This window comes from Halobacteriovorax sp. RT-1-1 (assembly GCF_047085455.1).
Lineage (GTDB): Bacteria > Bdellovibrionota > Bacteriovoracia > Bacteriovoracales > Bacteriovoracaceae > Halobacteriovorax_A.
This window is the reverse complement of sequence record NZ_JBKIXZ010000001.1, coordinates 257,895-284,806: the sequence shown is the minus strand read 5'-3', so window position 1 is coordinate 284,806 and position 26,912 is coordinate 257,895. Positions and strand designations below refer to the sequence as shown.

Sequence of the window (26,912 nt, the reverse complement as noted above, 5' to 3'; positions counted from 1 at the left end):
CCCGTTTATAAAAATAATGAACTAACTGAGTCGTTATTAAACGTGCGATGAATCGACTTGGCCAATATTTCAGCGGCCGAGACAGAAATTATTTTTCCACTCTCACGCGCCTCTTTACTCAGAGGAATTGTATTTGTCACAAGAACCTTATTTAAAGATTCTGCTTTATTGATGCGCTCAATAGCAGGCCCAGAAAATACAGGGTGCGTAGCACATGCCACAACACTTCTTGCACCATTATCTTTTAGAGCATTACAAGCTTCGATAAGTGTTCCTGCAGTATCAATCATATCATCTAAGATGATACAGTCCTTACCGTTTACATCACCCACAATATTCATGGCCTTTGCAACGTTCTTTCCCGTACGACGCTTATCGATCATAGCGATATCGCACTTACACTTTTTAGCGTAATGGCGAGCACGCTCAACTCCACCAGCATCTGGTGAAACGAAGATCGTATTTTCTGTCACAAGTTCTCTTTTAATATGACTAAGAAGAACAGGAGAAGCAAAAATATTATCGAATGGAATATTAAAGAAACCTTGAACCTGTCCAGAGTGAAGGTCCATTGTAATAACACGACTAGCGCCTGCAACTGTAATAAGATCGGCAACCAGCTTTGCTGAAATAGGAGTTCTCGGCGATGCCTTTCTATCCTGACGACAGTATCCGTAATGAGGAATAACTGCTGTAATCGAAGACGCTGACGCTCTCTTAAGAGCATCGATCATAATCAGAAGCTCCATTAAATTATCATTTACCGGCGCACATGTTGATTGAATAATGAAGACATCAGCACCACGAACGTTTTGTTCGATTTCACAAAATGTTTCACCATTGGCAAATTTAATAACTTGGGGGTCAACTAACGGAACATCTAAGATTTTCGAGATATCGGAAGAAAGCTTTGGATTTGACGTGCCTGATACGAGAACGATCCTTTTCATGATCTTATTCCTTTCTCTGATCCGTGAGAAAATGGCTGGGGTAGAAGGACTCGAACCTTCGAATGGCAGAATCAAAATCTGCTGACTTAGCCACTTGTCGATACCCCAGCAATGTAGATTTGTATGTAATATATAAGCTAGTTTCTTATTTTTGACAAGAAATTTTTAAATTTGCCTACTTATTCGCATGCCAAAGACGCAATTCGTTGGCCTGAATACAGAATAATCTCCTGATAAAGTCTGAAAGCTGTCGTACTTCCGTATAATCTTAAACCTTTCTTATTTGTACGAACACCTTCATAACCGACCCAGATCGTAAAAAGATCATGTCCATCATAACCGACAAAGAGATTATCAAAACCATTATTTGATGTTCCTGTTTTCCCGAAGAAATGTTGTTGCTTAAGCGCTGGCTTTACCATTCTTCTAATTGTCGTTTGATTTGGATCTGCAAGAGACTCGTACACTCCGGCCCCTACTCGACATTGCGCAAGCATAAAGTCTTCATATAATTGATAGAGCTCATCAACTGATAATTCAATGGCACCAAGAAGCTGGGCAGGATATTGGGCCAACGGTGTTTTAAGATGTTTAATCTTATCCTTCAATATAACTTCAACTTTTTCAAAACCAATATCATGGGCCAGTCTAACAACTGGATTGTTTAAGGACTCTTGTAAAGCTTGAGAAATAGGGTACTCACTCGCAGAAGGTGTATGAGATTCCGAGGGTGTCCACTTTCCACTAACAAGATCTAAAGTTATCGGCTCCGTTGAAACTAAATCATCTATTTTATGGCCCTGCTCAAGGTATATTTGAAACAGGATTGGCTTTAGTGTTGAACCTACACCATGACGTTCCTCTTTGAAGGCCTTATCAACATTTCTTTCAAATTTAGAATAGTAGAAACTTTTATGCTTTGGATTTCCAAAAGCAATTTTAACCGCCAAGTTCTCTTCGATCCCTTTCAGATCTCTTAAAAGATTTTTAGAAGCTAAGACTGTTTTAAAAAATCGAAATTCACTAAGCATTGGATCTTTATTAACTCGAGTCGATGTCAAATATATCGCTTCATAAAATGAGTCATCTTGAAAAACAGATAATTGTTTTTTCCAATTTTCCCACTTCTCATCAGACCACTGATAATCTGTGTTTTGATCAAAAAGATCTAAGCTTTGTAATTTATTAAAAATAAAGTCAGCACGCCCTCTAAGACGATCTGTACGATAGATAGGATGATAATAACTTGGCCCTTTTAACATTGAGACCAATATAGCTGATTCATAAGGATCTAACTCAGAAATAGGTTTATTAAAATATAAAACAGCTGCTGTGTTCACACCTTTTATTCTAATTCCACCAAGACTTCCCCAATACACTTCGTTGAAATAAGCTTCTAGAATTGCTGACTTATCGAATTTAAAATCAATATAAACGGCCAGGATAGCTTCTTTAATCTTTCTGCTAAATGACTTCTCATTTGTAAAATAGATATTCTTTACTAGTTGTTGTGTCAGTGTTGATCCACCTTGTACAAGAGCACCAGCTTTAATATCTGCAATTATCGCACGAATGATAGAAATATAATCAATACCTATGTGATCAAGAAAACGAAAATCTTCAATACCAATAAGACCTTTAGATAAGATAATAGGAATATTATAAAAGTTAATTTTATATTGAAGACAGCGGTTGTAATTACAATCATTACTTCTAATAGAATTTAACTCGAAGCTTTCTTTCACACTTAGAATTGACCTCTTTTCATCGTCAAACTTCTCAAAAAAGACTGAGTTAAATCTCTCATCACGTGAATTGGCCTTAAAAAATAAGAAGTCACGTTTCTTAACAAAACTTCCCTCTTCAAAAAGAATGGTTTTCGAATTCGTATCAGGTGTTTTAGGAGTAATAATTCTAGTTAAGTCTGCGTCATTGATTGTATTTATGGAATAAATGACACATAAGCCAAATAATCCAACCATCAAGAATAATAATATCTTTATTCGTTTATTAAGCACCTTTGAATACACCTATTTTTTTGACGTTATATAAAGTCATCTTATATTATTTCAGTACAATTTTGTTAAATTATAAAAGGAATAACAACTTATGTTAAACAACTTAAATAAGGCCGCAATTCTTGCCACTTTAGCTACTTCTACTCTGGCACTACCAATTGACTGGCATGGTGAACTACAAACAGACCTACATTCTTTAGGTGATTATAATCGTTCAGTTCAGCAAGGTGCTGGACCACTTGATAATGGTGACCAAGCATTTGATATGACAGATGCTGATCCTGACTCATCAAACTTTCAAACTTATATTTTTAAGCTTCAGCCAACAATCATTGTAAATGACTCAACAACGATTAATGCTGAACTAACTTCAGGTTATGGATACGGTGGAAATTTTGGTGATTCTTCAAATGATGGAAGAACAAAGACTCAAGATCCATTAAACTCATATGCAAATGCTCGCTACTCTTTCAATACAGTAACAAGTAATCCTGTGAACCTAACTCAGGCCAATGCAGTATTTTATTCTGATACAGCAACTTATACAGTAGGTCGCCAAAAGTTTAACTGGGGTATGGGTGCAATTTATAATGATGGAAATGCTCCAGGATCAAGATTTGCTTCAATGAGAGATGGGATTACAATTGATTTCAAGATCGGTAACTTTAAGTTCTCTCCTTACTACTCAAAAATCAAAGCAAATAACCTTACAAAAACTGGTCGTGTTAAAGAGATGGGGATTTCATTACTATATGAAAACCTAGATAAAGAATTCACTTTCGGAGCTCTTTACAACAAGAATACTTCTGGAGCTGCATCTGGAATTGAAACTGATGTAGATGGTGACACTATTGCTACAAACCTTGGTGCAACTAGTGTGACAATGATCGACCTTTACCTTAAGAAGACTTTCGGCAAATACACTGTTGAAGCAGAAATTCCATTAATGACTGGTGATATGGGTGAAATCTACCCTGGTGTTACTGATACTGAAGTTGATGCAAAAGCATTCCTACTTAATAACACTTATAAGTTAAACACAAATCACTCATTTCATCTTGATTTTGGTATGGTTTCAGGTTCAGATGCAGATAACCAAACTTATGGAGCAATGTATCTTAACCCTAACTTTCAAATTGCAAATATCATGTTTCGCTATAACTTAGCGGCCATTGCAAATACTGATCTAAACGTATTTAATTCGGGTATTGCAAATACTTCTTATGCAAAATTTGCTCACAGATATGATTCAGGAACTTGGTCTTGGACTAACTCTGTTGTTTGGGCAAAGGCCGATAAAGTTGCTGAAGCTGGTTCAGATGCAATTAACCATGAGAAGAACAAGAGATTTACTGCGGCAGCAGATCAAGCAGATGATCTAGGATTTGAAATTGATTCAAACTTCTCTTACAAGTGGAATACTTCAGTAACACTAAATGCAAACCTAGGTTATTTCTTCGTTGGCGACTACTACGCATTCTCAAATACTGCGACTCCTAACGAAACAAATGATACTTACCTAATTTATCTTGGTGCAGATATTAAATTTTAAGAAATAAAAAAGGCTTCCGATTGGAAGCCTTTTTTTTTATCGATATGGATTAGTCCATGTTGAACTGCTAGGTGTTCTTTGTTGTGGTTGCATTAAGTTAAAATTATTATTCCAACCATTATTATTGTTAAAGTTTCCACCAGCGGCCCCATTGAAATCAAAATTCAATCCAGGAATACCAGAAGAATAAGAAGTGTCAGCTCCTGTCCATAAATCAAACGGACTACTCGCTGTTGCTCCTGCTAATTGGTTTTGCATAGCATTTAACTTGTAATTACTATAAAGACCATTAAAGCGACTTAGTATGCTTTTCTGCTCATTATAGGCAGCTCCGTATTTTGCATTATAAGATTGGTTATAATCTTGATAAGAGTTTTGCTTCCATGAACTATACTGGTTATAGATGTATGGAAGATAAGTACTTCTAACAGTCATACAATCTTCATAGCTACCACCTGATGTACAATAACTACTTGCAAGATCTTGAGCATACTGTTGGATGTAATCATCATAAGCATTTAGCTTAGTCATATAATTTTGACGATCTTTAGAAGCTCTTTGTTGAATACCTTTAAGAATTTGCTGACGTCTCTTAATTGGAGAATTGTCACCGGCCCTGATTAGAGCTTCGTCACCCCAATCAGCAAGCGTACCTTGCTTAAGACGAGCAATACTTCTCTCACTATTATTTTCAGCTTCTTCAACATTTCTTTTATTAGTCCCTTCAAGTTTTACATGTGAAAACTCTTGAGCAAGAATAATTCCAGATAAAATCTTTCTACCTGAAGTTTGCATATTGCCTTCACGAAGTGCTTCAACAACTTTCTTATATTCAGCACCATTTTCATTTTGACGATTAAACTTAGCAATAACGTCATTAATCTTTTCAATTGATTCATTAATTTGATCTTTACGTCTTTCATCTGCCTCGCTATCACCTAGCTCTGCATACTCTTCCATTAAATGCTTTAATTCTTCTTTCATAGCTGGAAGTAATTCTTTAGAAAACTTATTCATGTGATTTGCGTATTCCTGAAGAAGCTTCTTTCTCGCTTCTTTGCTTACACCAAACTTATCACCTTCTTTAACATCTTCAACAGAAGGAGAAATATCACTTTCAATTTGCTCCATTCTTGAAACCATTTGTTCAACTTCTTCATTGATAAGTTGATGTTGAATACCAGAAAGAATTCTAGTTAGATCATCATAGTTTCCACCTGAGTCACTTCTAAGCTTCTTAAGACTTTTCGAAATATCAGTAAGATTTTTTCCGTTACAAGCAGCAATAGCCTCTTCACGAAGTTCATATTCATTAGTTTTATTTGCCATTACTTTTTGTTCAGCAGGCTTTGCATAATCCATACAATTGAATGACGGATCACTAAAAGATGTATGTTGCGCAACATTTGCTAATCCAAACGGCATATCATTTTTATAATCGAAATCTTTATTCGTAGAGGCGATAACTAATTCAGAATTTCTATTAGTATCAATATCAGGAAGATCTGTATCAAGTGTTACAGGTGATGCAAGATAACCTTTTTCTCTTAGTTTATCGACAGTATAAAATGAAGAGTCTCCACCTGCTAAGTGGGCCATACATTTTTCATATTCTTTTTCGATTGATTGAGTACCAGCAGGATATTGGCTAGAATCAATTTTCACATTGAACTTCAAGTAAACATTATTATCGACAGGGTTTGTAATAGCTTGCGCACTTATGTCTTTAATACACGCTGAAACTCTAGTTGGTAGATTTACCAATATTTTTCCATTTGCAATTGTATAACTTGGAGTATCTCCTAAAAGGAGTGTTTTCATAAACCCATATGAAACCGCATCATCTCTACGACATTCAATCGTTGTTGACTGACTTGATGATGAAACTGTAACTGTTCCGGCCGTTGATTGATTTGTACTACGAGTTCCACTTGAACCCATTCCTGAAAATACTACCTTGGCCTGTGTAGAAGCCAGAGCTAGTGTACAAATTAAAAACTTTAATTGATTTGCCTTTTTCATATATTACCCTACTTAAAGTATCGCTTAAGTCATATCGGATAATTTTATAAATACTTAAAGGCTATTAGTTACTTGTCTGTAATTACAGATACTTAACTAGAATAATAAATTAATATTTTCCTGAATTTCTTGTCCCTCGATATTAACTTGAGTACCTTGTCTTTGTTGATTTCGCTCAAGATACTTTACGTATTCACGATTTCGATCGGCAATCGTCTTATTTGTCGAGTTTAGAAGATAGTATGTTGGTATTTCTATTTCGTAACGGTAATCAGATGTCGTAACTTCAATGTACTTTGGTAAAGTATACTGACCATTGTAAGTAACAAAACTTTTTGGAACAATTGAATAACTTCCATTATCTGTATTTAGATCTAAATAAATTAATTGATGGTTTTCATTTTTAAACTCACCTTTGATATTATCAAGCTGAATTGCCCAAACAAATTCTCTATTGCGTTTAACAAGTTTTAAATTATTACTTCCCTTATATAAAGAAGAGTTCATGATACTTTTTAACTGTGCTTGTTTTTGATCATTATCAGACTCAAGTGGTGACACAGGGGCTTCGCCAACAGACTCTTCATACTCTTTGGCTTTTTTCTCATAGTCTTTCTTTTTAACAAGAAACGTTTTGTAATCTTCAATTAAAGAAGCCTTTTCCTTATTAATCAAATCAGAGTTAGATTTATAACTTGGCTCTATTGCCTTAAAAACTTTATTAAAACCAAATGAACTATTGAATGTGTAGCTAAGGATTGAACTTTGAAGAATATCTTTTGTCGTGTCTTTACCAAACAGACTATCAAGATTTTCATATGCAGTTACATTAGAAACCCCCGATACTTGATAAGAAGAATCATCATATCTAATAACTAAAGATTTCTTATAATCTTTTTCGTTTTCTGCAGTAATAAACATGTATTTAAAATAATTCGTAACCACATTTTCACTCGTTGCAAATTCTTCATCTGCTGCGACTCGTTTTACAACAACGTGAGCAACAACTAGTTCTTTATCTAATTCCTTATTTGAAGAGTTTCTCATTAATCCTTCTAAAGATGGAATTGCTGCGAAAACATTTAAACTTAATACAGTTGCCAATATAGTTATTACTTTCATAAATCTCCTAAATTACCACCTTATAATACCAAAAAATATTCTCGTCGTAACAACTAAAACATTGAGTATTTTAGTCAATCACTAATAAATGACGAATTTCGAAAATATGATTATAATTAGACTATAAATAAGGATATTACATGACTAAAATACTTTCATTAATTGTAACTTTATTAGTAATTCAATTTAATACATCTGCAAAAATAATGGACTATAAAACAACACGATTAAAGTCCACAGGTGGAGCTGGTGTTGCTTCTTTATTAATGGATGAAGCTACAGTATTAAATCCTGCACCAATAGCCTTTTTCAATATGTCTTCATTATATCTTGAACAAACAAAAGCAGATAATACCGATATGAACGACTCGCCTTTAGGAGACTCAACTAATTACGCAGTTATTGCTTCTGATAGTTCAAAAGCTCTAAAGGGCTCAATCTCTTATGTAAAAGCAAAGAGTGGAGATGAAAACTATAAACAACTCTCGACTTCTTTCGCCTCTACTATCGGTCGAAAGTCTGCACTAGGTTTCACATACCAGGATATGAAACGTGAAGATGTATATCTAGGAGTGAAGGAAAAGATTGAGTATCAACAATTAAATATTGGTGTTTTCCACGCTATTACACAAAACTTTTCACTTGGACTTGTAGCAATGGATCCATTTGAAAAATCTCCAAATAACACGAAAGCAGTGCTTGGTATGCAATACCAGTTTCAACAATACATCTCACTTATGCTTGATGCTGGTGCAAACTATAATGAGGAGATCTCAGAGCATTCTCTTTGGCGCGCGGCAATTCAATTCAAAGTACTTAGTGACTTTTACTTACGTGCAGGAATGTATGACGATAAAATTGCAATGGAGTCTGGATCAGGTTTTGGCTTAAGCTGGATTCAACCAAAACTTACACTAAATTTCGCGATTAGAAATATTAGTTTAGAAGATTCAATTGAGCTAAAACAAGTAGCACAAGACATCAAAGAAACATCTTTTTCCGTATCATATCGCTTCTAGGGGTAAAATAATGGCAACAAAGAAGCCCCAAAACAAACCTAAAGATGGTGATGAAGAGCTTAATGAAGGTGTTAAGAATGCTTATACTGAGCGTTTGAAAACTTTAAAACAAGCTCTCGACTTTGTTGCAAAAAATGATATTCCACACAGTGTAGAGAAATTTAATCATTATCTTGGGATTTTAGCAGCATATAATCGAACAACTGAAAGGCATCTAACTCCAAAGATGTTTGATCCTCAAAAGGATATTTCTGAACTACTTTTGATAAGCCAAGCTTATTGGAATCTTGCTAAGTCATATGATAAAAGCCCGAAACTTCGCGGTGAATCTCTTCGATGTCTACAGCAATTTATTGCATTTTCTATTGGATACAAATATCAACATGCAAATGCTCAAATCGTTAGGAAATTTTTAAGATCAGGACAGGCCCATAATAAGAAGGCCTTTCAACAGGCATATGATAAGATTAATGTACGTTCAAAAAATTGTTATTTAGCTACTCATGCATATCCACATAATGAAGATCTACTTGATACACTTAGAGGATTGAAGCCAGGATTAGCACATTATAAACTTGGACAAGTATTCATTAATCGTTACTATGAAATATCACCACATATAGTTAGCTTATTTCAAAAGAATAAAACTTTAGATTTCACTTTTAATAAGTTATTAATTAAACCTCTAATTTATTTAATTTATAAAATCGTAAAATGAGCGTAGTAAGAAACTTAATTACAAGAGAATGGCTAAAATTTTTTGCTGCTTCGGCAGTTGTTCTTCTCCTATTGCTTTCTTTGGGAAATTTGATTACTGGATTTTTACGCGAAAATATTACAGCTAAAGAAGTACTACTAAGTTATTTCATCCAACTTCCTAGTTTTCTCATAAAGGTAATTCCAATTTCATGTCTGATAGGAAGTTTATTTTCAATCAATAAACTAAAAAGTAGAAATGAACTGGTTGCAATTTTTGCTGGTGGATACTCTCGTCAGAATTACTTGAAAGATATACTGCTAACATCGATCTATATTGCAATTTTTCAATTTATTCTAAGTGCTTACATTAGTCCTTATATTAACTCGAGAAGATTTAGTATCTTAGACAGTCCAGATGAAAAATTTAGAGTTTTCAAAAAGAAAGGACTTTCATCATCAACAATTAAATCAGGAAAGATTTGGTACAAGTCACCTAAATACTACTTTGCATTTTCAAGCTTTGATAAGAAAACCAATACTTTAAACGAGGTAACGATTTATCACTATAGTGAAAATCGTGAACTTACGAAAATTGATACTTATAAAATGTTAAGTTATGACTCTCGAACTGAGAGATGGTGGCCAACAAATGGAACTAGTTTTGACGAGCTTGAAACGCCATCATTTCCAAAAATTGGAATCGAAGAATTACCAATCACCTTGAATGAAAGTATTGAAGAGTTCGCTAAAATTGAAGCAGATATCTCAACACTCACATTTTTAAGACTTTATGATTATATTTCTCAGCTAAATAATAATGGAATCAATGTAAACGAATATCTTGTTATGTTCTACATGCATATTTCGGAAGGACTAATTTGCATTATCTTTGCCTTAATTGCGGCCACGAGTATATTCAATCCAAATAGACGTAATAGTTCGTTTGGTCGAAGCGTTGCATTTATTTTTGCGTTCACAATTATGTATTGGCTAGTGCAATCATATTTTATTGAGCTAGGTAAAAACTTGAAAATTAGTCCGTTCTTAGCAACATTCTCTGTTCCCTTTATATTCACCTTAGTCATCGGACTTATCTTCTTTAAAAACAGACGTTTAACGTAAATGAAAAATAGAGGAAAGCTGGACTTGTGCGCCGCACACATGCTATAAGAATTCCATGAATAAATCAGAAGAATTTTTAAAAGATTACACTCTAGAAGGTGAAAAACTAGAGATTTATACTTACCCTGCGCCTGTTCTTAAGAAGGTGGCATCTCCAGTTGAAAAGTTTGACGACGAGCTAAAGAAGCTTTGTAAGGATATGCTTTTTACAATGTACCATGCCCCTGGAATTGGTTTAGCTGCACCACAAATTGGTGTTTCAGATCGCATCTTTGTCATGGATATTGATTTTCATAGCAAAGAAATTACTCGTGCTGATGGTACGAAAGATCAAGAATTATCAAACTTCAATCCGAGAATTTTTATCAATCCTAAAATTGAAAAACTTCAGGGTGAAATTCTTTATGAAGAAGGATGCCTTTCAGTTCCTGGGATTTATGAAGAAGTAAAACGTTCAGAACAAATTCGAGTAACTTATCAAGATATCGAAGGTAATGAGCAAGTTCTAGAAGTTGATGGACTGCTATCAGTATGTATTCAACACGAAAATGATCACCTCGATGGAATTGTTTTTCTTGAAAGGCTTTCAACTCTTAAAAGAAACTTCTTAACGAAGAGATATATGAAAAGGGTTAAGGGTAGATAGTGAAAAAACTTAAGGCAGTTTTCTTTGGTACACCAGACTTCTCATGCCCAAGTTTAGAACTTCTGGCCAATCATCCACAAATTGATCTGAAACTTGTCATTAGTATGCCAGATAGACCTGCAGGAAGAGGACAAAAACTTCAATCCCCTCCTGTTATTACTTATTGCAAAGAAAATAGAATCAATTTCTATCAAACAGAAAATATAAACAAGGATGAAGAGCTTCTTAAACTTTTAGATGAAGTTGATGCAGACTTTTATCTCGTATTAGCTTTTGCCCAATTCCTTGGATCAAAAGTTTTAAATAAACCTAAAATTGGTTGTTTCAATATCCACACTTCTCTCCTACCAAAATATAGAGGAGCAGCTCCTATTCAATATGCGCTTTTAAACGGTGATACTGAAACAGGTGTTTCAATTCAAAGAATGGTTAAGAAAATGGATGCAGGCGATATTGTCAAAGAATCAAAAATCAATATTGCTTTTGAAGAGACTGGTGGACAACTTTATACTCGTCTAAAGTTTGCAGCATCATTAACACTTAACGACTTCATCGTAGATATGTTAGATGACAAAGTGACTTCATATGAGCAAGATGAAGCAAAAGTAAGCTTTGCACCTACTCTAAAAAAAGAAGACGGCCATATTAAATTTAATGAATGTGACTTTAATACAATTCACAATCAAGTAAGAGCACTTAAACCTTGGCCAGGTACTTACTGCTTCTTGAATGAAAAACGTCTAAAAGTCATTGAAATTTCTAAATATGATAATTTGGGACTTCAAGCTGGTGAAGTTAAAGTTGCAGACAACAAGATCTTAGTTGGATGTAAAGACGCAACAATCAGACTAGATGTAATTCAACTTGAAGGTAAGAAAGCATGCCGTGATACAGATGCTGTCAACGGACTTACTAACAAATACGATAGTTTCAAAATTTCTTAACGATATTTGCTAAGGAGATTTAGATGCAAACAATCATCTCACCAAGCATTTTAGCAGCTGATTTTACAAACCTAATATCTGATATCTCAGTAATAGAAGATGTTAAGGATCTTTGGCTGCATTTAGATGTAATGGATGGTCACTTTGTACCAAATTTAACATTTGGAATTCCAGTGATTAAACAAATTAAGAAAATTACAAATATCCCGCTCGATGTACATTTAATGGTAACAAATCCAGCTTTTCATTTTGAAGCGTTAAAAGATTCAGGCATTGAGAATATAACTTATCACTACGAAATCGAATGTGATCATTTTGAAATGATCAAAAAATATCGCGATAACTACAAGAGTATTGGTCTTTCCCTAAAACCAGCAACAGATATTGAGTCAATACCTTTAGAACTGCTGAAGGAAATTGATTTATTACTTGTTATGTCAGTAGAGCCAGGATTTGGTGGCCAAAGCTTTATGCCAAACTCACTTGATAAAATTGCGTACCTTAAAAGAATGAAAGAAGAACATAACCTGAAATTACAAATCCAAGTCGATGGTGGAATCAACCAAGACACTGCAAAGCTTTGTCTTGATAAAGGTGCCCACAATCTCGTTGCTGGATCATATATTTTTGGCAAAGAAAAAAACCAATATCAAACACAAATAGAATCATTAAGATAAGAGACAGGAATAAAAAGATGAAAGAAATTATTATTGATGGACACAGCTTAAGCGTAGACGATATTTACGAAGTATCATTTGCAAAAAAAGATACTGTTAAAGTTAAACTAAGTGATATAGCTCGTGAAAATATGGTTAAGTCAAAAGCCTACGTACAAAATATTGTCGATAAAGCAAAGCCTGTTTATGGAATTAACACTGGTTTTGGTGCTTTATCAGATAAGTATATTGAAAAGGAAGACCTAGCTCAACTTCAAGTAAACTTAATTCGCTCACACTGTACTGGTGTAGGAAAACCTTTTTCAAAAGAAATCACAAAAGCAATCATGCTTCTTAGAGCAAATTGTCTTGCATCAGGTTTTTCTGGTGTCTCAATTGAAGCTGTCGATATGTTAATCGCATTTTTAAATAATGACATTATTCCAGTTGTTCCAGAAAAAGGTTCAGTTGGTGCATCAGGTGACCTTGCTCCATTATCACATATTGCACTTGCATTAATTGGAGAAGGAGAAGTTATATACGGTGGCAAAGAAGTTCGCTCAGACTTTGCTATTAGAGATATTGGGAAAGAGCCTGTAGTTCTTGGACCAAAAGATGGCCTTGCTCTTATAAATGGTACAGCTGTTATGGCGGCACTTGGTGCGCTAGCAATTAAGAAAACTGAAAACCTTGTTCGTATTGCTGATATTTGTGCAGCAACAACTCTTGATGGTGTTCGTGGAACACTTAGAGCATATGACCATAAAATTCATGGTTTAAAACCACACCCAGGTCAGCTTGCAAGTGCCATTAACGTAAATAATATTATCGCTGGAAGTGAAATTCTAGATTCACACGTTGATTGTGGAAAGGTTCAAGATCCATATTCTCTAAGATGTGTACCTCAGGTCCACGGTGCTTCTAGACAAACTCTTTCTCATGCAAAAGAAGTTTTAGGAATTGAACTTAATGCTGTTACAGATAATCCACTTATCTTTCTAGGTGAAGATGAAGTTATTTCAGGTGGAAACTTTCATGGTGAAGCAATCGCAATGGCCATGGATTATCTAGCAATTGGTGTAGCAGAACTTTGTAATATCAGTGAAAGACGTGTTGAGAAAATGATGAACCCAACTTTCTCTGATCTACCAGCTTTCTTAACTCCTGAATCAGGACTTAATAGTGGGTTAATGATTGCTCACGTTACAGCAGCAGCATTAACATCAGAAAATAAATACCTATGTCATCCTGCAAGTGTGGACTCTGTTCCAACTTCAACAGATAAAGAAGATCATGTTTCAATGGGTGTAACTTCAGGACGTAAGCTTCATGAAGTTATTGAGAATGCTACGAAATGTTTAGCAATTGAACTACTTTGTAACTCACAAGCTATTGAATTTCATCGCCCTCTTAAATCTTCACCTGCAATTGAAGAGTTAATTTCACATATCAGAAAGTCTGTTGATAAAATTGTAGAAGATAGAGTTTTCTATCGCGATATCAATAATATCGAAGCTCTTATTGCAAATGGTGAATTACTACGTGCAGTTGAGAAGCATACAGGAAAATTACAATAATGATCATCTACAAGAATATTAACGAAATCCTAACTCTTGAAGCGGCCCAAAAAAAAGACGGCCGCAATCTTCTAGCTGAAGATATCTCAATACTTCAGCATGGTGCAATTGTATTTGAAGAAGATGAAATCGTATGGGTTGGAGATAGCGAAAATATTCCTGTAGAGTATCTAAAGAAAGCGAAGACAGTAAAAGACCTTGAAGGTTATGTTGTTACTCCCGAGTTAGTCGATTCACATACTCATTTAATTTTTGGTGGTAATCGTGCCAATGAATACCAAATGAGACTTAATGGTGCTGACTACGAAGAAATTGCTAAGGCCGGTGGTGGTATTGTTGCGACTTCAAATGGGACAAATAATACAAGTGATGAGGAACTTCTTGATAGTTGTCGAGAAAGAATCAAACGAATCGCTAGTTACGGTGTGGGTACAATTGAAGTAAAATCTGGTTATTCACTTTCATTTGAAGGTGAATTAAGAATGACTAAGTTAATTGCAAAACTAAAAGAAGAATTTGCACCTGATATACAAATCTTTAATACATTCATGCCTGCACATGCTCTTCCTAAGAGTTACGATTCAACACAAAAATACATGGATGAAATCGTAATTCCTTTACTTCATGAAGCAGCACCTCTTAATATTATTGATTGTGTTGATATCTTTCATGAGCAAGGCTATTTCGATTCTGAAGATGTGAAAAAACTTGCACTTGTTGCACAAGAGTACGGAATACCATTAAAGACTCATGCCGATGAATTTAATGATAATAAAGGGGCCATACTTGCTTGCGAACTAGGTGCTCTGAGTACGGATCACCTTCTATGTACAACCGAAGATGGAATTAAAAAGTTAGCTGAATCAAAAACAGTTGCAACAGTACTTCCTGGAACAGGAATTTTCTTAGGAAAACCTAAAGCTGATGCAAAGCAATTAGCAGATGGTGGGTGTAAGTTGGCAATTGCATCTGATTATAATCCAGGATCTTGCCATTGCGATAACCTACTACTATTAGCTTCAATTTGTGCACCAATGTACAAAATTAACATGACTCAAATGTGGGCCGGAATTACTTTAAATGCTGCTGCTGCAGTTGGAAAGTATGATCAAGGTGCAATCATAAAAAGATTTAAGCCTCGTTTTAGTATATTTAAAACAAATACGATTTCTGAAATTACTTATAATTGGGGACGAAATCTAGCGGTAGATAAGAATTCTATTTAAGCCATTCGCGAATTTTTTCTTTGAATTCTTCCGAATTGAAGTCTTTAGAACCCTTTGCAACTTCAACGACACGGCCATCTTTGTAAACAATAGAAACAGGGATGGCAGATACCATAAATGCATCTGTTAACTTACCTTGACCATCTTTTACAACATCAAAGTTAACTTTATACTTTTTAACGACATCTTTAATTTTCTTAAGCTGCTTTTGACCTTCGTCTGAATTAATTGCAATGATCTTTAGCTTAGGGTCTTTGATCTCAGAACGTAGGCTAACTAAACTTGGAAATTCTTCAAGACATGGAGTACACCAACTTGCCCAAAAGTTCAGGATAACAACACCTTTAGAAAGTTCTTCTTTCTTAAAAGTTTTGCCTTCAGTTGATTTTAGATCTGGTCGAACGAGCATCGATTCATAATGTTGAATCTTTTTAACATCCACACCTGCAACTTTAGCAGTCGTAAAACTGTCATCAGTTACAAATAACGATCCTAAAACCAGTACACAAGCTACCAGAATGATCTTATATGGAAATTTTTTTCTTTGTATACTCAACTCTTAACCCCAGTTAGAATGGTATTATACACTTAATTAGGTAAGATTGCACTATGCAAAAAACACAAGACAAAGAGCTAGAGAAAAATATTCTTAATCAAGCTGGGCAAACCTTTGTCGAGTTCATCTTTTTACTTGTTATCTTAATCGGTCTATCGGTTTCACTTCTAAAGGGTAGTAACTCATTTTTAGCAAAACAATGGGAAATTGCTGTTAACAGCATCGTGCGTAATTACCCAGGCCACAACCCCGGTGTAAAATTAACTGAATAGCTTTTTACTATTATTTAACTCTTTATACTGGAGTAAAAATGTATATTTTATCATTAGACCAAGGTACTACTGGTACCACTGCTACTATTATCGACGCCAAAACTTTCAAATTTGTTGATAAAGAAAATCAAGAATTTAAACAGTACTTTCCTAACACTGGTTGGGTTGAACACGATCTTGATGAAATCTGGAAGAGCGTTAAGAGTACAGTTCAAACTGTTCTTAAAAGAAATAATATTGATCCAAATAACATTGCTTCTATTGGAATTACAAATCAACGTGAAACAACATGTGCATTCAATCGAAAAGGTGAAGCACTTGCAAAGGCCATTGTCTGGCAAGATCGTCGTACCGCAGATTTTTGCGATTCTATGAAGACACACGAAGACAGTTTTAAGAAAATCACTGGCCTGCCTCTCGACCCATATTTTTCTGGAACTAAGATTCATTGGTTATTAAATAATAATCAGTACGTAAAAGAAGCACATAAGAATCACGACCTTCGTTTTGGGACTATTGATACTTTCTTACTTTACCGTTTAACTAATGGTGACTCATTTAAAACAGATGTATCTAACGCTTCTAGAACTCTTCTGATGTCTTTAGATACATGTGACTGGGATACTAACCTTTGTGAAATTTTAGGCGTTGCTAAAAATGACTTACCAGAAATATGTGAATCAATATGTGATTTTGGAACAACAAAAGGTTTAGATTTTCTGCCAGATGGTATTTCAATAAATGGAATATTAGGTGATCAACAAGCTGCTTTATTTGGACAAGCATGTTTCACAAAAGGAACAGGAAAATGTACATATGGTACAGGTGCCTTCATGCTAGTTAACACTGGGGAAGAAAAGAAGTACTCTGAACATGGCCTATTAACTACTGTTGCCTATAAGTATCAAGGTAAGACATATTACGCTCTTGAAGGTTCATGTTATATAGCTGGAGCCTGTGTACAATGGTTACGTGACAATCTCCAAATTATCGATAATGCAGCTCAGACAGAAGATAAGGCGAATGCAGTCAAAGACTTAAATCAAATCAGAGATCTCATTCTTCTTCCATTTTTCACAGGAATTGGATCTCCATACTGGAAACCACATGCAAAAGCTGCATTAATTGGAATGACTCGTGCAACTGACACTAACGATATCTGTCGAGCGGCCCTTGAAGGAATCGCTTTAAGTATCAATGATCTTATCAAAGCAATGAAAAGCGACATGGGTAGTAACCTCGAAGAATTTAAGGTTGATGGCGGTGCCGTAGCAAATAATCTTCTAATGCAAATCCAAGCCGATATTTCAGGAGTAAATGTTACAAGACCAAAAGTTATTGAAACAACTTCTTACGGAGCGGCCCTCGCGGCTGCAATTGGTGCAGGTCTTATGACAATCGATGATGTTAGTAAACAATGGGAAAAAGAATCATTCTTCGAATCTTCTTCAGCTAACAGCGAATACTTCGACTACAAGAAGAAACTTTGGGATAAATATATTCAAATTAATTTTTAAAATACTAGGGGCTAGTCCCCTAGTACTTTAAATATATCTGTAACTTTTCTTACGGGAATAATTTTCAATTTTGATTTTTGAACAAAGTCTTTTGCTACTTTCGGTGAAGCAACCAACGTTTTATAATTAAGTTGTTCCATTTCTTTAATTCGCATTTCCATATGAGGAACAGTCCTAACTTCACCAGTAAGACCAACCTCCCCTAAAAAGACAGTATCTTTTGGAATTGGTTTTGATTTATAAGAACTTAGTAATGCTGCGATAATACTTAAGTCTGACTCACGTGTTGTAAGCTTCATGCTACCAACAACATTCACATAGATATCATTCATTCCCATTGGAATATTTGCATATTTTTCAATAATTGCAACCATCATTGCTACTCGATTATTATCTAGTCCCTGTGTCGTACGACGGCCACTACCAAATTTATTTTCTGCAACTAAGGCTTGAACTTCTACAAATAAAGGTCTTGTTCCTTCTTTGATACAAGTTAAACTTTTTCCAAAACTATCCTCTAGATCATCATCCAAGAAAAACTGTGATGGATTTTTTACTTCATTAAGCCCATCTTCTTGCATTTCAAAAATACCTACTTCATTTGTATTTCCAAAACGATTCTTGATTGCTCTAAGCATTCTATAATGACCAAATTGATCACCTTCAAAATAGATAACAGTATCCACCATATGCTCAAGAATCTTTGGCCCCGCAATAGCACCGTCTTTAGTAATATGACCTACGATAAAACAAGTAATCCCTGTAGCTTTGACGTGATTCATTAATTCATATGTAACTTCTCGAATTTGTGAAACAGTACCTGGAGGCGTTTGTAGCTCACTAGAAGTAGTCGTTTGGATTGAATCAAGAACCATAAAACGTGGTTTAATTTTTTTAATTTGATTTAAAATATTTTGCCAGTTTGTTTCATTATAAATATAAAACGAATCATTTTTAAGGCCCATGCGTTTAGCACGTCCAGCAACCTGTCCTTCACTTTCTTCACCACTCACATAAAGAAAGCTCTGATCACTTTGTTGTCCTGAAAGCTTAGATAACATTTCAGTCAATAAAGTCGATTTCCCAATACCAGGCTCTCCTCCAATGAGAATAAGTGATCCTGGAACAAGTCCTCCACCGACAACTCTATCAAATTCACCAATACCAGTACTAACTCGATTATAAGTTTCAACTTCAATTTCTTTGAGTTTCTTTGGTGCTGTTTCACCTACGGCCTTTACTTTTATACTCTCTTGTACTGGAGTAAATGTTTCTTCGACAAAACTATTCCACTCACCACAGTCAGTACAACGACCCATCCACTTTGCAGTTTGAAATCCACAATTCGAACATTCAAAAACTTTTTTACTTTTCTTGGCCATTAGCTAATCATTCCCATTACTTCATCTTCAGTTTTAATTGAAATACCTAAATCTAATGCCTTCTTATACTTAGAAGATTTAGCTTCTGTTTCATTTGTAAGAAGAATATCTGTATTCTTACTAACTGAACCAACTGGTGTACCACCAGCTGCTTTAATATCTTTTTCGATATCGCTACGTTTACGTGATAGAGAACCAGTAATACAAATTTTTAAACCAGCCAATCCTGTACCAACTTCTTCTTCAATTACTTCAAATGTGAAACCTAATTCTTGCAAATTATTAATTAAATCTCTCTTCTCTTGTAGTGAGTTTACAAAAGTTGTTGCAGATTTTTCTGCAAACCCTTCTAAAGTTGCAAGTTCATCTGCATTCATATTTAAAAGTTTTTCAATTGAATCAAACCCACCATGTACAACTTTTTCACACTTATTATAGGCTCCGCCAGTAATACCGAGAGCTGATATAAATGTAATCAAATCAGCTTTCTTTGATCCTTCAATACTTGTTAGAAGTTTAGTTGCTAACTTATCTTTTACTTTATCCAAAGTTAAAAGTTGATCCATCTCTAACTTATAGAGATCTTCGATTGTCATAACTAATTTCTTACGAATCATCTCTTCAAGACGCTTTGAGCTTAAATCATCGATTCCAATTTTTTGAATAAAATTTAAGATCGCTTCTTTTACTTGAGCGGGACATGCAGGATTCTTACAAAACAAGCGAATATCTTCGATAATTACTTTTGACTCACAACTAGGACAACATTCTGGAATAGTGAAATCATTTTCAGATTCTTCGATAGTTTGTAAAAACTTTGGAATTACCTCTCCACTCCTAATAATTTCAATTTTATCTCCGGCCTTTAAATTATGTTGTTTTACCATTCCATAATTATGTAATGTCACACGGGATATAACTGCTCCACTAATTGAAACAGGTTCAACTTCACCAACAGGTGTTAAGATTCCATTTCTAGAAACTTGCCACGTTATCGATTTAAGAATTGTTTGTACTGTTTCCCCTTCAAATTTAAATGCCATTTTATAGCGAGGGTGATGAGCAGTTTCTCCAAGTTCATCATGAAGTTTAATTTCATTATATACAAAGACTAGGCCATCAATAAGATATTCACCATTGGCCATGAAATCTTTTGCGTCTTCAATTGCAGACTCGTAATCTTTCTTTGTATGCATAAGTGTATATTCTAGAATATCGAAATCTTCTTTTTTAAGAGTCTCGTACTTTTGACTTTCTTTAGCGAAATCTATGCCGATTAAATCAAATGCTTTAAAATTTATAAAAGAACAAAGACTAATATTTTCTTTACGTCCTACAAGCCCAGCTACGATATTGCGTTGAGAAGAAGGCCTTTCTAATCCCTGAGCAACCATCGTTTCAGAAAGGTGAAAAAATGATTCTTCATCACAATACATCTCACCTCTAATTTCTATTCTTTCTTTAATAGAGATGGATCCAGGAACACCCTTCATCCATTGAACTTTTTGAGTGATATTCTCACCATAAGTTCCATCACCTCTAGTCTTTGCTAAAACTAGATGACCATCTTCATAGATAAGCGAACAAGAAACACCATCAACCTTATAGATTCCTAAAACTTCGTATTCCTTTGCCCAAGAAATAAGTTCTTCCATCTTATAAGTCTTACCAAGTGATAACATTTTCTTATCATGTTTCACTTTATCAAGTGACGTTATAGTTGAGCCTACTAAATTAAGTACAGAGTTCTCAGGATCAAGTTCTCTTAACTCATCTTCTAATTTGTCATATTCACTATCAGAAATTTCTGGTTTACCAGCATAGTATAATGCCTTATGGATCTTTATTTGATCTGCTAATTCTTTTATACGCTTCATTTTATTCTCGTCTAATTTTAGAAAGTCTTTTTAGAACGCAAACTTCACTCCGCCCTTTAAGGCCGTGTTTTTAACAGTTACTTTCGTACCATCGCTTGCAAATTCAGCTTTATCACTTAGGTAGTCAATTCCACCATAGAGATTAATATTTGGTCCGTACTTATACTCGACACCTGCAGCTACGTGAAAGTTACTCGTATCTTTTGCACTACCAAAGATCGAAACATCTTCTTCGTATCCAGGATCAAGCATGAAGTCGAATTGAAAATATACACGTACACCGCGAATAAGAGGCATACTTGCTCTTGCACCAACTAATAGGCCACTAAAATTAATTTCTGTGAAACCATCTGCAACTTGATTATCAAAACCATGAGTATATGATCCATAACCAAAAAAGACATCGACTTGTGGCCCATAGAAAAAGCCCATCGGAAGGTATTTATATCCAAATAGAAGTCTAAAACGAGAAGAATCCATTGAATTAGAATCTGAAACAAGATTTCCAGCATCCTTAGAATACTTTCCAAAACCTTTTTCTAACTCTAAGCCCACCCAGTAATTTCTCGTTACCCAAAGTTCACCGTCAAAGGCAATTGCAAAGTCCACACCATTAATTGATTTTGTACCATTTGAAATTGATGAGTTATTATTTGAGCCTGTCCCAATTTTTAGAGCAAGACCAAATTCCCCTAATCTTCCAAAAGAAGAAGTACGATCATTTCCTTCGACTGGATCATACTTTAAGTCTCTTTTTTCAGAATCTTTTGTATTCTTAGAAATTAATACCCAATCTTCAGCTTGAATTAAGCTTTTATCTTCATAACGTAAAACTTTTACTTGTGATAAAGATTCACCTACGTGAATAATTCTTCCAGTTGCTATTGTTTTCGTTTCCCAATCAACAACCTCTTGTAAAAGAGGGTGCTTGCGACGGCGCATTGGACGAACAACTTTTACTTCATAATCAGTAAAAATTCCTGCATCTTTACCGAGATCAATTGAAAATTGCTGACCTAAAACACCTAAGACTCGGGCATCATATGGGATTTGTTTTTCATATTGATCAAGCCAATTATTTGCAGTTTGTGCAATTAGTCCTGGATCATCACTATTAAGCTCAATCTTTTCATTGAAGTAGATATCTTTTCCATTGGCCCCAAAGATTTGCATATTTACTGCAACACCTTTTGGAAGACTTTCTATTTTAACCTTGATTAATGAACCTGCATTTGTTTTTTCAGAAACAAGTTTTAAAACCTTTGGGTTCTCTAAAGCTGCATCAAGATTTTTTTTATAATTTGATAAGATATTTATAATTTCAGAGTTGTACTGGTAGTAACACCAACGAGAAGATTTCAAATAACCTTCTATTTTAGCAAAGACTTCATAACCAAGAGCGCCACCGACAGAATCTCTAACAGGTAGGATCATACAACGACGAGCACTTGGAGCAGCTAAAGTATCAACTGCTAAAATGAGAAGTAAACTAGTTATAAGTAATTTGATTGTTTTCATTGAGACGACCTTCGTAGAGATCTACGAGCATTTTATATTCATTATTTTCTTGCTTGGTTTTAATTAATTCTTTTTTAAGAAGTTCATGTTCTTCTTGTAAACGCTTTAGGTATACGATGGCGTTCGATGCACTTAGTGAATCGTTATATTCCCACTCGTTCATTTGAATCAGATATTTACCCTGATCAAATTTCCAAATTAATTTATCTCTTTTTATGTAGCGACGAATTGTTGATATTGAGATTCCCTTCAACAATGAATAGTCATTTATGTCCATCCAAATCATTTCTTAATTTTAACCAACTTGACGTGCTTTGCCAAAAATTATCAATACATAAATTCGTATTTCGAGTATAATTTTTTTATGAACAGAGTTGATATAGAAAACTTCAGGAATAAAAAGACTGCCTTAGTTCTCTCTGGCGGTGTCGTAAAGGCTGCCGCATGGCACCTTGGAGTAAGCTGGGCCCTTCACGATCTTGGTTTCACATTTAAGCACAATCATTCGGATGTAAATCCAGATTACGAAATATCAACATATGTTGGCTCAAGTGCAGGTGCTCTAATTAGTCTCTTCTTAGCCTCGGGTCACTCACCACTTGAAGTTATTGAAGCTTTTATTCAAAAAAACAAAACAGGTTTGAAACCAATTACATATAAGGACATGCTCTCTTTAAAGAGACCTAGTCTAAAGCCTCACCATCCGAATCTCTACGATCCATTGGATGGCTTTCCACTTGTTATCAAAAGTCTTTTGAAACCAATCATGACAGTCTCAGGACTATTTTCCACAACAGGACTGCACGACTACATAATTGAAAACGTAATAAAATCGAACAATTTCGATGACTATGATGCGGATCTTTTTATCATTGCAACACAATTAGATAATTCGCGAAAGACAATATTTTCTCGCTATAATTACCCTAATCCTAGCCATGATCCGACGGCACACTACTATACTGATATACCAATTGCTGAAGCTGCAACTGCTTCAATGAGTGTACCGCCATTCTATACGCCTTATCCAATTCATAACACTGTTACAGATACGACAGATTTCTATATTGATGGTGAAATTCGTGAAACACTTTCAACTCACGTTGCCGTTGATAATAGTTGTGAATATATCATTTCAAGCTGGACCCATACGCCTTATCACTATCAAGATGAAATTGGCTCCCTTGCTAACTATGGCCTTCCTGCCATTTGTACGCAGGCTATTTACTTAATGATTCAAAAGAAAATTGTTGATTCAAGAGCAAGACGTATAGCCGCACAGGATATTATTGATACTGTAAATCAGTATATGCTCAATGAAAAATTTAGTAATGAACAACGTCGTCATATAACATCAATTATTGAGCGAAAACTAAACTTTAATCCTGATGTAAAACTCATCGATATCTTTCCTAAGCATGATGACTACAACCTCTTCTTCGCTGATATCTTCAGCTTAAATCCAAAGAAGATGACTAAGATGCTTGAAGCTGGCTACAAGCGAACGATGGAAATATTTAATAATAAAGAATACGAATCTTAAAAATTCAATGAAATAAAAAAAGGCCCACTAATGTGGGCCTTCATATTTAAAATCTTTTATTAATTAAAGATCAAGTGGTAGTGAAACACCAACTAAGATTTCTTTTGTATCAAAGTCTGGGAAACCACCAGCACCATCATAGCTCAATGCACGGTACTCTAAGTTAAGTGAAACAAATGGAAGCATTGTAAAACCAACACCAACAGCAACTCCCGAACCATCAAAAGTTACAGCTCCAGCATCAATTTCAGATGATAGGTAATAACTTGCATATCCTCTAAGTAGGATAGGAAGATCAACAGCTACGAATAGTCCAAAGTTTGTTGTATCAAAATCAGTGTCACCTGTATTATCTTCAGCCGTATATGAACCCATATTGTAATCAAGTCCAAAACTTACCAGCATAGGAAGTGAATAACCTAGGCGGCCACCAATATTTGTACCAGTCGTATCATCACCATCAGTATCACCTAGAATATTATACGCTAGGTACGGCTCAACATAAATTCCAGCTTGCGCTTGGAAACCAGCAATCATAATCATCATTGCAACTAAAATCTTTTTCATACAATCTCCTCATAAGATAAATCTAGTAATATTCTCTCAAACTAGATATTTTCAATAATATATAAACCTTCAGTACAGAAACTTTGCGTGTATTGAATACTTCCTTCCCCAGAATCTATTTTCGTATTCAAAATTCCATAATCATGAGAAATAATAAAAACCTTCTCCGTTAAGCCTGTAATTTCAGCACTAACTGTTCCATCTTTATCCATATAATAAAAATCATATGATCCTGATGGACTTATCGAAGAAATATAAGCTTCAAAACTAACGAGTGGCTTATTCAAATTAACTTGAATAACACAAGCTCCATTATCCGCCCGGTTTTGAAATAGCTCCTTCAAATAATCGATATATTCAATAGAAGGTATCACCACCTTCTTAATGTCATTAAAGCCAACAAAGACCGAAGTTTCTTTGCCAACTTCAATATAGTGTTTAAAACTAGCGTCCCGCAATGGGGTAAGAATTTTATAGCGATTTAGTCCTACCTTAGAAGCAGTGATCTCACGATTAAAATAACGAATATCGCTATCGTTCAAGTTCATTGATTGTAAGGTCTTGGCCGCCAAATTTTCTTCATAAACAGAAAAATTAATGGCCTTTGCATCTAATAAATATGGCGCTTCGTAAGTAATTTCATCTTGAACAAGATGAATAATTTTTTGCGCAACTTTGCCTTTGAAATCCATATACTTAATTAAGTGATTACCCAATTCAACATCAAGATAGAGTTCATAAACAAATGAATCCCCAGGATCAACTTCTTTGAAATTTCGATCAAGATATACTTTTTTCTTAAAGGATCCCATAAAGGTGGAAGTATCTATTTTATCACCTAAATCAACTAGAATATGTGCACCACTATGCTCTTTTACTTTGTTTCTCTCTAAGATCTTACGTAGATAATCAGAATTGATTACAGGGATATCGAAGGTCGTTTCGCTTCGAGCGCTAAGTTCAAAATTTGTTCTAATTATATCTCTGGCAGCAATAGAGCCCCTAAATGTAGAAAAACTATCGTCACTAGATATCGGAATTAGAACTTCTCCAGTTCCAGAATCAGTAAATAATTCATTTAAATTATATGTAGGTACTAAATCAAAATCTGTAAGATTATTTTTCGAAATACCCTTCTCGCCAAACTCACGCAACTTAACTTTAAAATTAGAAACCGCTTTCTTTTTACGAGCAGCTGACTGAATAAAGCTTGAGAAATCAATTACAGGCTTATAATTCTTTGGCCCTAAAGCCTGTTTAGATACACCTTTAACTATTGGTGCTTTAAACTGTGGAGTTTTTGCAGTTGCATCTTTCTTAGCGTCTTGAGCACCATAGGAAAAAAAGACGAGATCATCACTCTCTTTAATATTGCCACTTACCTTAGCGCCTTTTTGTACTCCTGAGCTTGCTAATACAATCTCATCTGTTTCCACCTCACCCTGATAAGCAATAGGAGGAACAAATTTTTTGTGAAGTTCAAATGTTTCTCTAAGGTCAAATTTCTTTGGCTTAAGAGTAACTATATCTCCGCCTGTTAATGCATAAGCATTAGCTACTAATAAAGAAATAAAGATACAAATAAACCTAATAATCATTAGCTCTATTTTCGCATCATTAGGTTATTTAGAACTTAGGTGGCAGATTTTGCCGAGTGAAGTAGAAAAAAGAAAGGCCCTGGAAACAGGGCCTAATCTATTATTTCGAAATTTGCTTAACTAGTTGTAACCTAAGTTGCGCTCTATCAAGCTTACGACGGAATTTAACTAGATCTTCATCAGTTAAAGTACCTTTCAGCTTCTCACGAGCGTAAATTAGTGCATTTGTAGCTCTTTCCTCATCAATTTGACAATCTTCTTCAGAAGTCATTGATAGGATAGTAATTTGGTCGTTTAAAACCTTTACGATACCGTTAGTAACAGTGAAAAATCTTTCCGAATCATCACCATGTACAGCAACGCTACCAGTAGCTAGCTTCTCAACAATGTGAGTGTGACCTGCAAGAACTTCGATTTCACCCTTTAGAGTAGGAACGAAAACAGAGTCTGCTGGTACGTTCTTCGCAACAACTGAGCTAGGCGTTAGAATATTTACAACAAAGTTACTCATCATTTAATCCTTTGCGTA

24 protein-coding genes and 1 tRNA gene are annotated in these 26,912 nt (G+C 34.9%); 12 read left to right on the top strand and 13 right to left on the bottom strand.

Annotated features, from left to right (window positions below):
- Positions 1 to 5 precede the first annotated feature (5 nt).
- From ACMAWV_RS01410 to ACMAWV_RS01400, 3 genes are all read right to left on the bottom strand, one after another.
- Complete coding sequence (locus tag ACMAWV_RS01410) at positions 6 to 953, bottom strand: ribose-phosphate diphosphokinase (protein WP_368667187.1); 948 nt, start codon at positions 951 to 953, stop codon at positions 6 to 8.
- A 29-nt stretch (positions 954 to 982) separates the two neighbouring features.
- Positions 983 to 1,058 (bottom strand) — tRNA-Gln (locus ACMAWV_RS01405).
- A 71-nt stretch (positions 1,059 to 1,129) separates the two neighbouring features.
- Positions 1,130 to 2,932, bottom strand: coding sequence for a transglycosylase domain-containing protein (locus ACMAWV_RS01400; RefSeq protein WP_103218639.1), 1,803 nt, complete (start codon positions 2,930 to 2,932; stop codon positions 1,130 to 1,132).
- A 127-nt stretch (positions 2,933 to 3,059) separates the two neighbouring features.
- Between ACMAWV_RS01400 and ACMAWV_RS01395 the strand changes: the two genes are divergently transcribed.
- On the top strand, positions 3,060 to 4,520 hold the full coding sequence (locus ACMAWV_RS01395; RefSeq protein WP_412463490.1) for a hypothetical protein: 1,461 nt from the start codon (positions 3,060 to 3,062) through the stop codon (positions 4,518 to 4,520).
- A 36-nt stretch (positions 4,521 to 4,556) separates the two neighbouring features.
- On the opposite strand, the gene ACMAWV_RS01390 is transcribed toward ACMAWV_RS01395, so the two are convergent.
- Together ACMAWV_RS01390 and ACMAWV_RS01385 are read right to left on the bottom strand one after the other, a co-directional pair.
- Positions 4,557 to 6,542 carry a hypothetical protein gene (locus ACMAWV_RS01390; protein ID WP_103218637.1) on the bottom strand — a complete coding sequence of 662 codons (1,986 nt, stop codon included), beginning with the start codon at positions 6,540 to 6,542 and terminating at the stop codon, positions 4,557 to 4,559.
- Positions 6,543 to 6,638: 96 nt separating this feature from the next.
- The gene (locus ACMAWV_RS01385; protein ID WP_103218636.1) at positions 6,639 to 7,664 is read right to left on the bottom strand and encodes a hypothetical protein; all 1,026 of its coding nucleotides are present in this window, start codon (positions 7,662 to 7,664) and stop codon (positions 6,639 to 6,641) included.
- 140 nt (positions 7,665 to 7,804) lie between these two features.
- Between ACMAWV_RS01385 and ACMAWV_RS01380 the strand changes: the two genes are divergently transcribed.
- The 8 genes from ACMAWV_RS01380 to hutI are packed head-to-tail and all read left to right on the top strand — an operon-like array spanning position 7,805 to position 15,553.
- Positions 7,805 to 8,683 (top strand): hypothetical protein, encoded by an 879-nt coding sequence (locus ACMAWV_RS01380; protein ID WP_103218635.1) that lies wholly within the window; start codon positions 7,805 to 7,807, stop codon positions 8,681 to 8,683.
- Positions 8,684 to 8,693: 10 nt separating this feature from the next.
- Positions 8,694 to 9,401, top strand: a complete 708-nt coding sequence (locus ACMAWV_RS01375) for a hypothetical protein (RefSeq protein ID WP_412470507.1) — start codon at positions 8,694 to 8,696, stop codon at positions 9,399 to 9,401.
- Positions 9,398 to 10,504, top strand: coding sequence for an LptF/LptG family permease (locus ACMAWV_RS01370; RefSeq protein ID WP_103218633.1), 1,107 nt, complete (start codon positions 9,398 to 9,400; stop codon positions 10,502 to 10,504). The genes ACMAWV_RS01375 and ACMAWV_RS01370 overlap by 4 nt, the downstream gene beginning before the upstream one ends.
- Positions 10,505 to 10,559: 55 nt before the next feature.
- Positions 10,560 to 11,150 carry a peptide deformylase gene (gene def / locus ACMAWV_RS01365; RefSeq protein WP_103218632.1) on the top strand — a complete coding sequence of 197 codons (591 nt, stop codon included), beginning with the start codon at positions 10,560 to 10,562 and terminating at the stop codon, positions 11,148 to 11,150.
- A complete protein-coding gene (gene fmt, locus ACMAWV_RS01360) occupies positions 11,150 to 12,094 on the top strand; it encodes a methionyl-tRNA formyltransferase (RefSeq protein WP_158246915.1) in 945 nt (314 codons plus the stop codon). Before def ends, fmt begins: the two co-directional genes overlap by 1 nt.
- 23 nt (positions 12,095 to 12,117) lie before the next feature.
- Entirely contained in the window at positions 12,118 to 12,771 is a 654-nt protein-coding gene (gene rpe, locus ACMAWV_RS01355) for a ribulose-phosphate 3-epimerase (protein ID WP_103218630.1), read from the top strand.
- Positions 12,772 to 12,788: 17 nt separating this feature from the next.
- The gene (gene hutH / locus ACMAWV_RS01350) at positions 12,789 to 14,327 is read left to right on the top strand and encodes a histidine ammonia-lyase (RefSeq protein WP_103218629.1); all 1,539 of its coding nucleotides are present in this window, start codon (positions 12,789 to 12,791) and stop codon (positions 14,325 to 14,327) included.
- On the top strand, positions 14,327 to 15,553 hold the full coding sequence (gene hutI / locus ACMAWV_RS01345) for an imidazolonepropionase (protein ID WP_412470506.1): 1,227 nt from the start codon (positions 14,327 to 14,329) through the stop codon (positions 15,551 to 15,553). Before hutH ends, hutI begins: the two co-directional genes overlap by 1 nt.
- Here hutI and ACMAWV_RS01340 read toward each other — a convergent pair.
- Complete coding sequence (locus tag ACMAWV_RS01340) at positions 15,546 to 16,109, bottom strand: TlpA family protein disulfide reductase (RefSeq protein WP_103218627.1); 564 nt, start codon at positions 16,107 to 16,109, stop codon at positions 15,546 to 15,548. The two genes, hutI and ACMAWV_RS01340, sit on opposite strands and share 8 nt — an antisense overlap.
- Positions 16,110 to 16,162: 53 nt before the next feature.
- Here ACMAWV_RS01340 and ACMAWV_RS01335 point away from each other — a divergent pair, with 53 nt between their 5' ends.
- Positions 16,163 to 16,381, top strand: coding sequence for a hypothetical protein (locus ACMAWV_RS01335; RefSeq protein WP_103218626.1), 219 nt, complete (start codon positions 16,163 to 16,165; stop codon positions 16,379 to 16,381).
- A 38-nt stretch (positions 16,382 to 16,419) separates the two neighbouring features.
- On the top strand, positions 16,420 to 17,898 hold the full coding sequence (gene glpK / locus ACMAWV_RS01330) for a glycerol kinase GlpK (RefSeq protein WP_103218625.1): 1,479 nt from the start codon (positions 16,420 to 16,422) through the stop codon (positions 17,896 to 17,898).
- 11 nt (positions 17,899 to 17,909) lie between these two features.
- On the opposite strand, the gene radA is transcribed toward glpK, so the two are convergent.
- From radA to ACMAWV_RS01310, 4 genes are read right to left on the bottom strand one after another with little or no spacing between them, the layout of a single operon-like run.
- On the bottom strand, positions 17,910 to 19,280 hold the full coding sequence (radA, locus tag ACMAWV_RS01325) for a DNA repair protein RadA (RefSeq protein ID WP_412470505.1): 1,371 nt from the start codon (positions 19,278 to 19,280) through the stop codon (positions 17,910 to 17,912).
- Positions 19,280 to 21,157, bottom strand: a complete 1,878-nt coding sequence (gene ligA, locus ACMAWV_RS01320; protein ID WP_412470504.1) for an NAD-dependent DNA ligase LigA — start codon at positions 21,155 to 21,157, stop codon at positions 19,280 to 19,282. Before ligA ends, radA begins: the two co-directional genes overlap by 1 nt.
- 30 nt (positions 21,158 to 21,187) lie before the next feature.
- Positions 21,188 to 22,675 carry a hypothetical protein gene (locus ACMAWV_RS01315; protein ID WP_103218622.1) on the bottom strand — a complete coding sequence of 496 codons (1,488 nt, stop codon included), beginning with the start codon at positions 22,673 to 22,675 and terminating at the stop codon, positions 21,188 to 21,190.
- The gene (locus tag ACMAWV_RS01310; RefSeq protein ID WP_146037886.1) at positions 22,647 to 22,961 is read right to left on the bottom strand and encodes a hypothetical protein; all 315 of its coding nucleotides are present in this window, start codon (positions 22,959 to 22,961) and stop codon (positions 22,647 to 22,649) included. The genes ACMAWV_RS01315 and ACMAWV_RS01310 overlap by 29 nt, the downstream gene beginning before the upstream one ends.
- 78 nt (positions 22,962 to 23,039) lie before the next feature.
- On the opposite strand from ACMAWV_RS01310, the gene ACMAWV_RS01305 reads away from it, so the two are divergent.
- Positions 23,040 to 24,218 carry a patatin-like phospholipase family protein gene (locus ACMAWV_RS01305; RefSeq protein ID WP_103218621.1) on the top strand — a complete coding sequence of 393 codons (1,179 nt, stop codon included), beginning with the start codon at positions 23,040 to 23,042 and terminating at the stop codon, positions 24,216 to 24,218.
- Between the two features lie 63 nt (positions 24,219 to 24,281).
- Here the strand turns inward: ACMAWV_RS01305 and ACMAWV_RS01300 are convergent, their stop codons facing one another.
- From ACMAWV_RS01300 to atpC, 3 genes are all read right to left on the bottom strand, one after another.
- Complete coding sequence (locus tag ACMAWV_RS01300) at positions 24,282 to 24,785, bottom strand: outer membrane beta-barrel protein (protein ID WP_412470503.1); 504 nt, start codon at positions 24,783 to 24,785, stop codon at positions 24,282 to 24,284.
- Positions 24,786 to 24,826: 41 nt separating this feature from the next.
- Positions 24,827 to 26,383 (bottom strand): hypothetical protein, encoded by a 1,557-nt coding sequence (locus ACMAWV_RS01295; protein ID WP_103218619.1) that lies wholly within the window; start codon positions 26,381 to 26,383, stop codon positions 24,827 to 24,829.
- Positions 26,384 to 26,483: 100 nt separating this feature from the next.
- Positions 26,484 to 26,894, bottom strand: a complete 411-nt coding sequence (atpC, locus tag ACMAWV_RS01290) for an ATP synthase F1 subunit epsilon (RefSeq protein ID WP_158246914.1) — start codon at positions 26,892 to 26,894, stop codon at positions 26,484 to 26,486.
- Between the last annotated feature and the right edge of the window lie 18 nt (positions 26,895 to 26,912).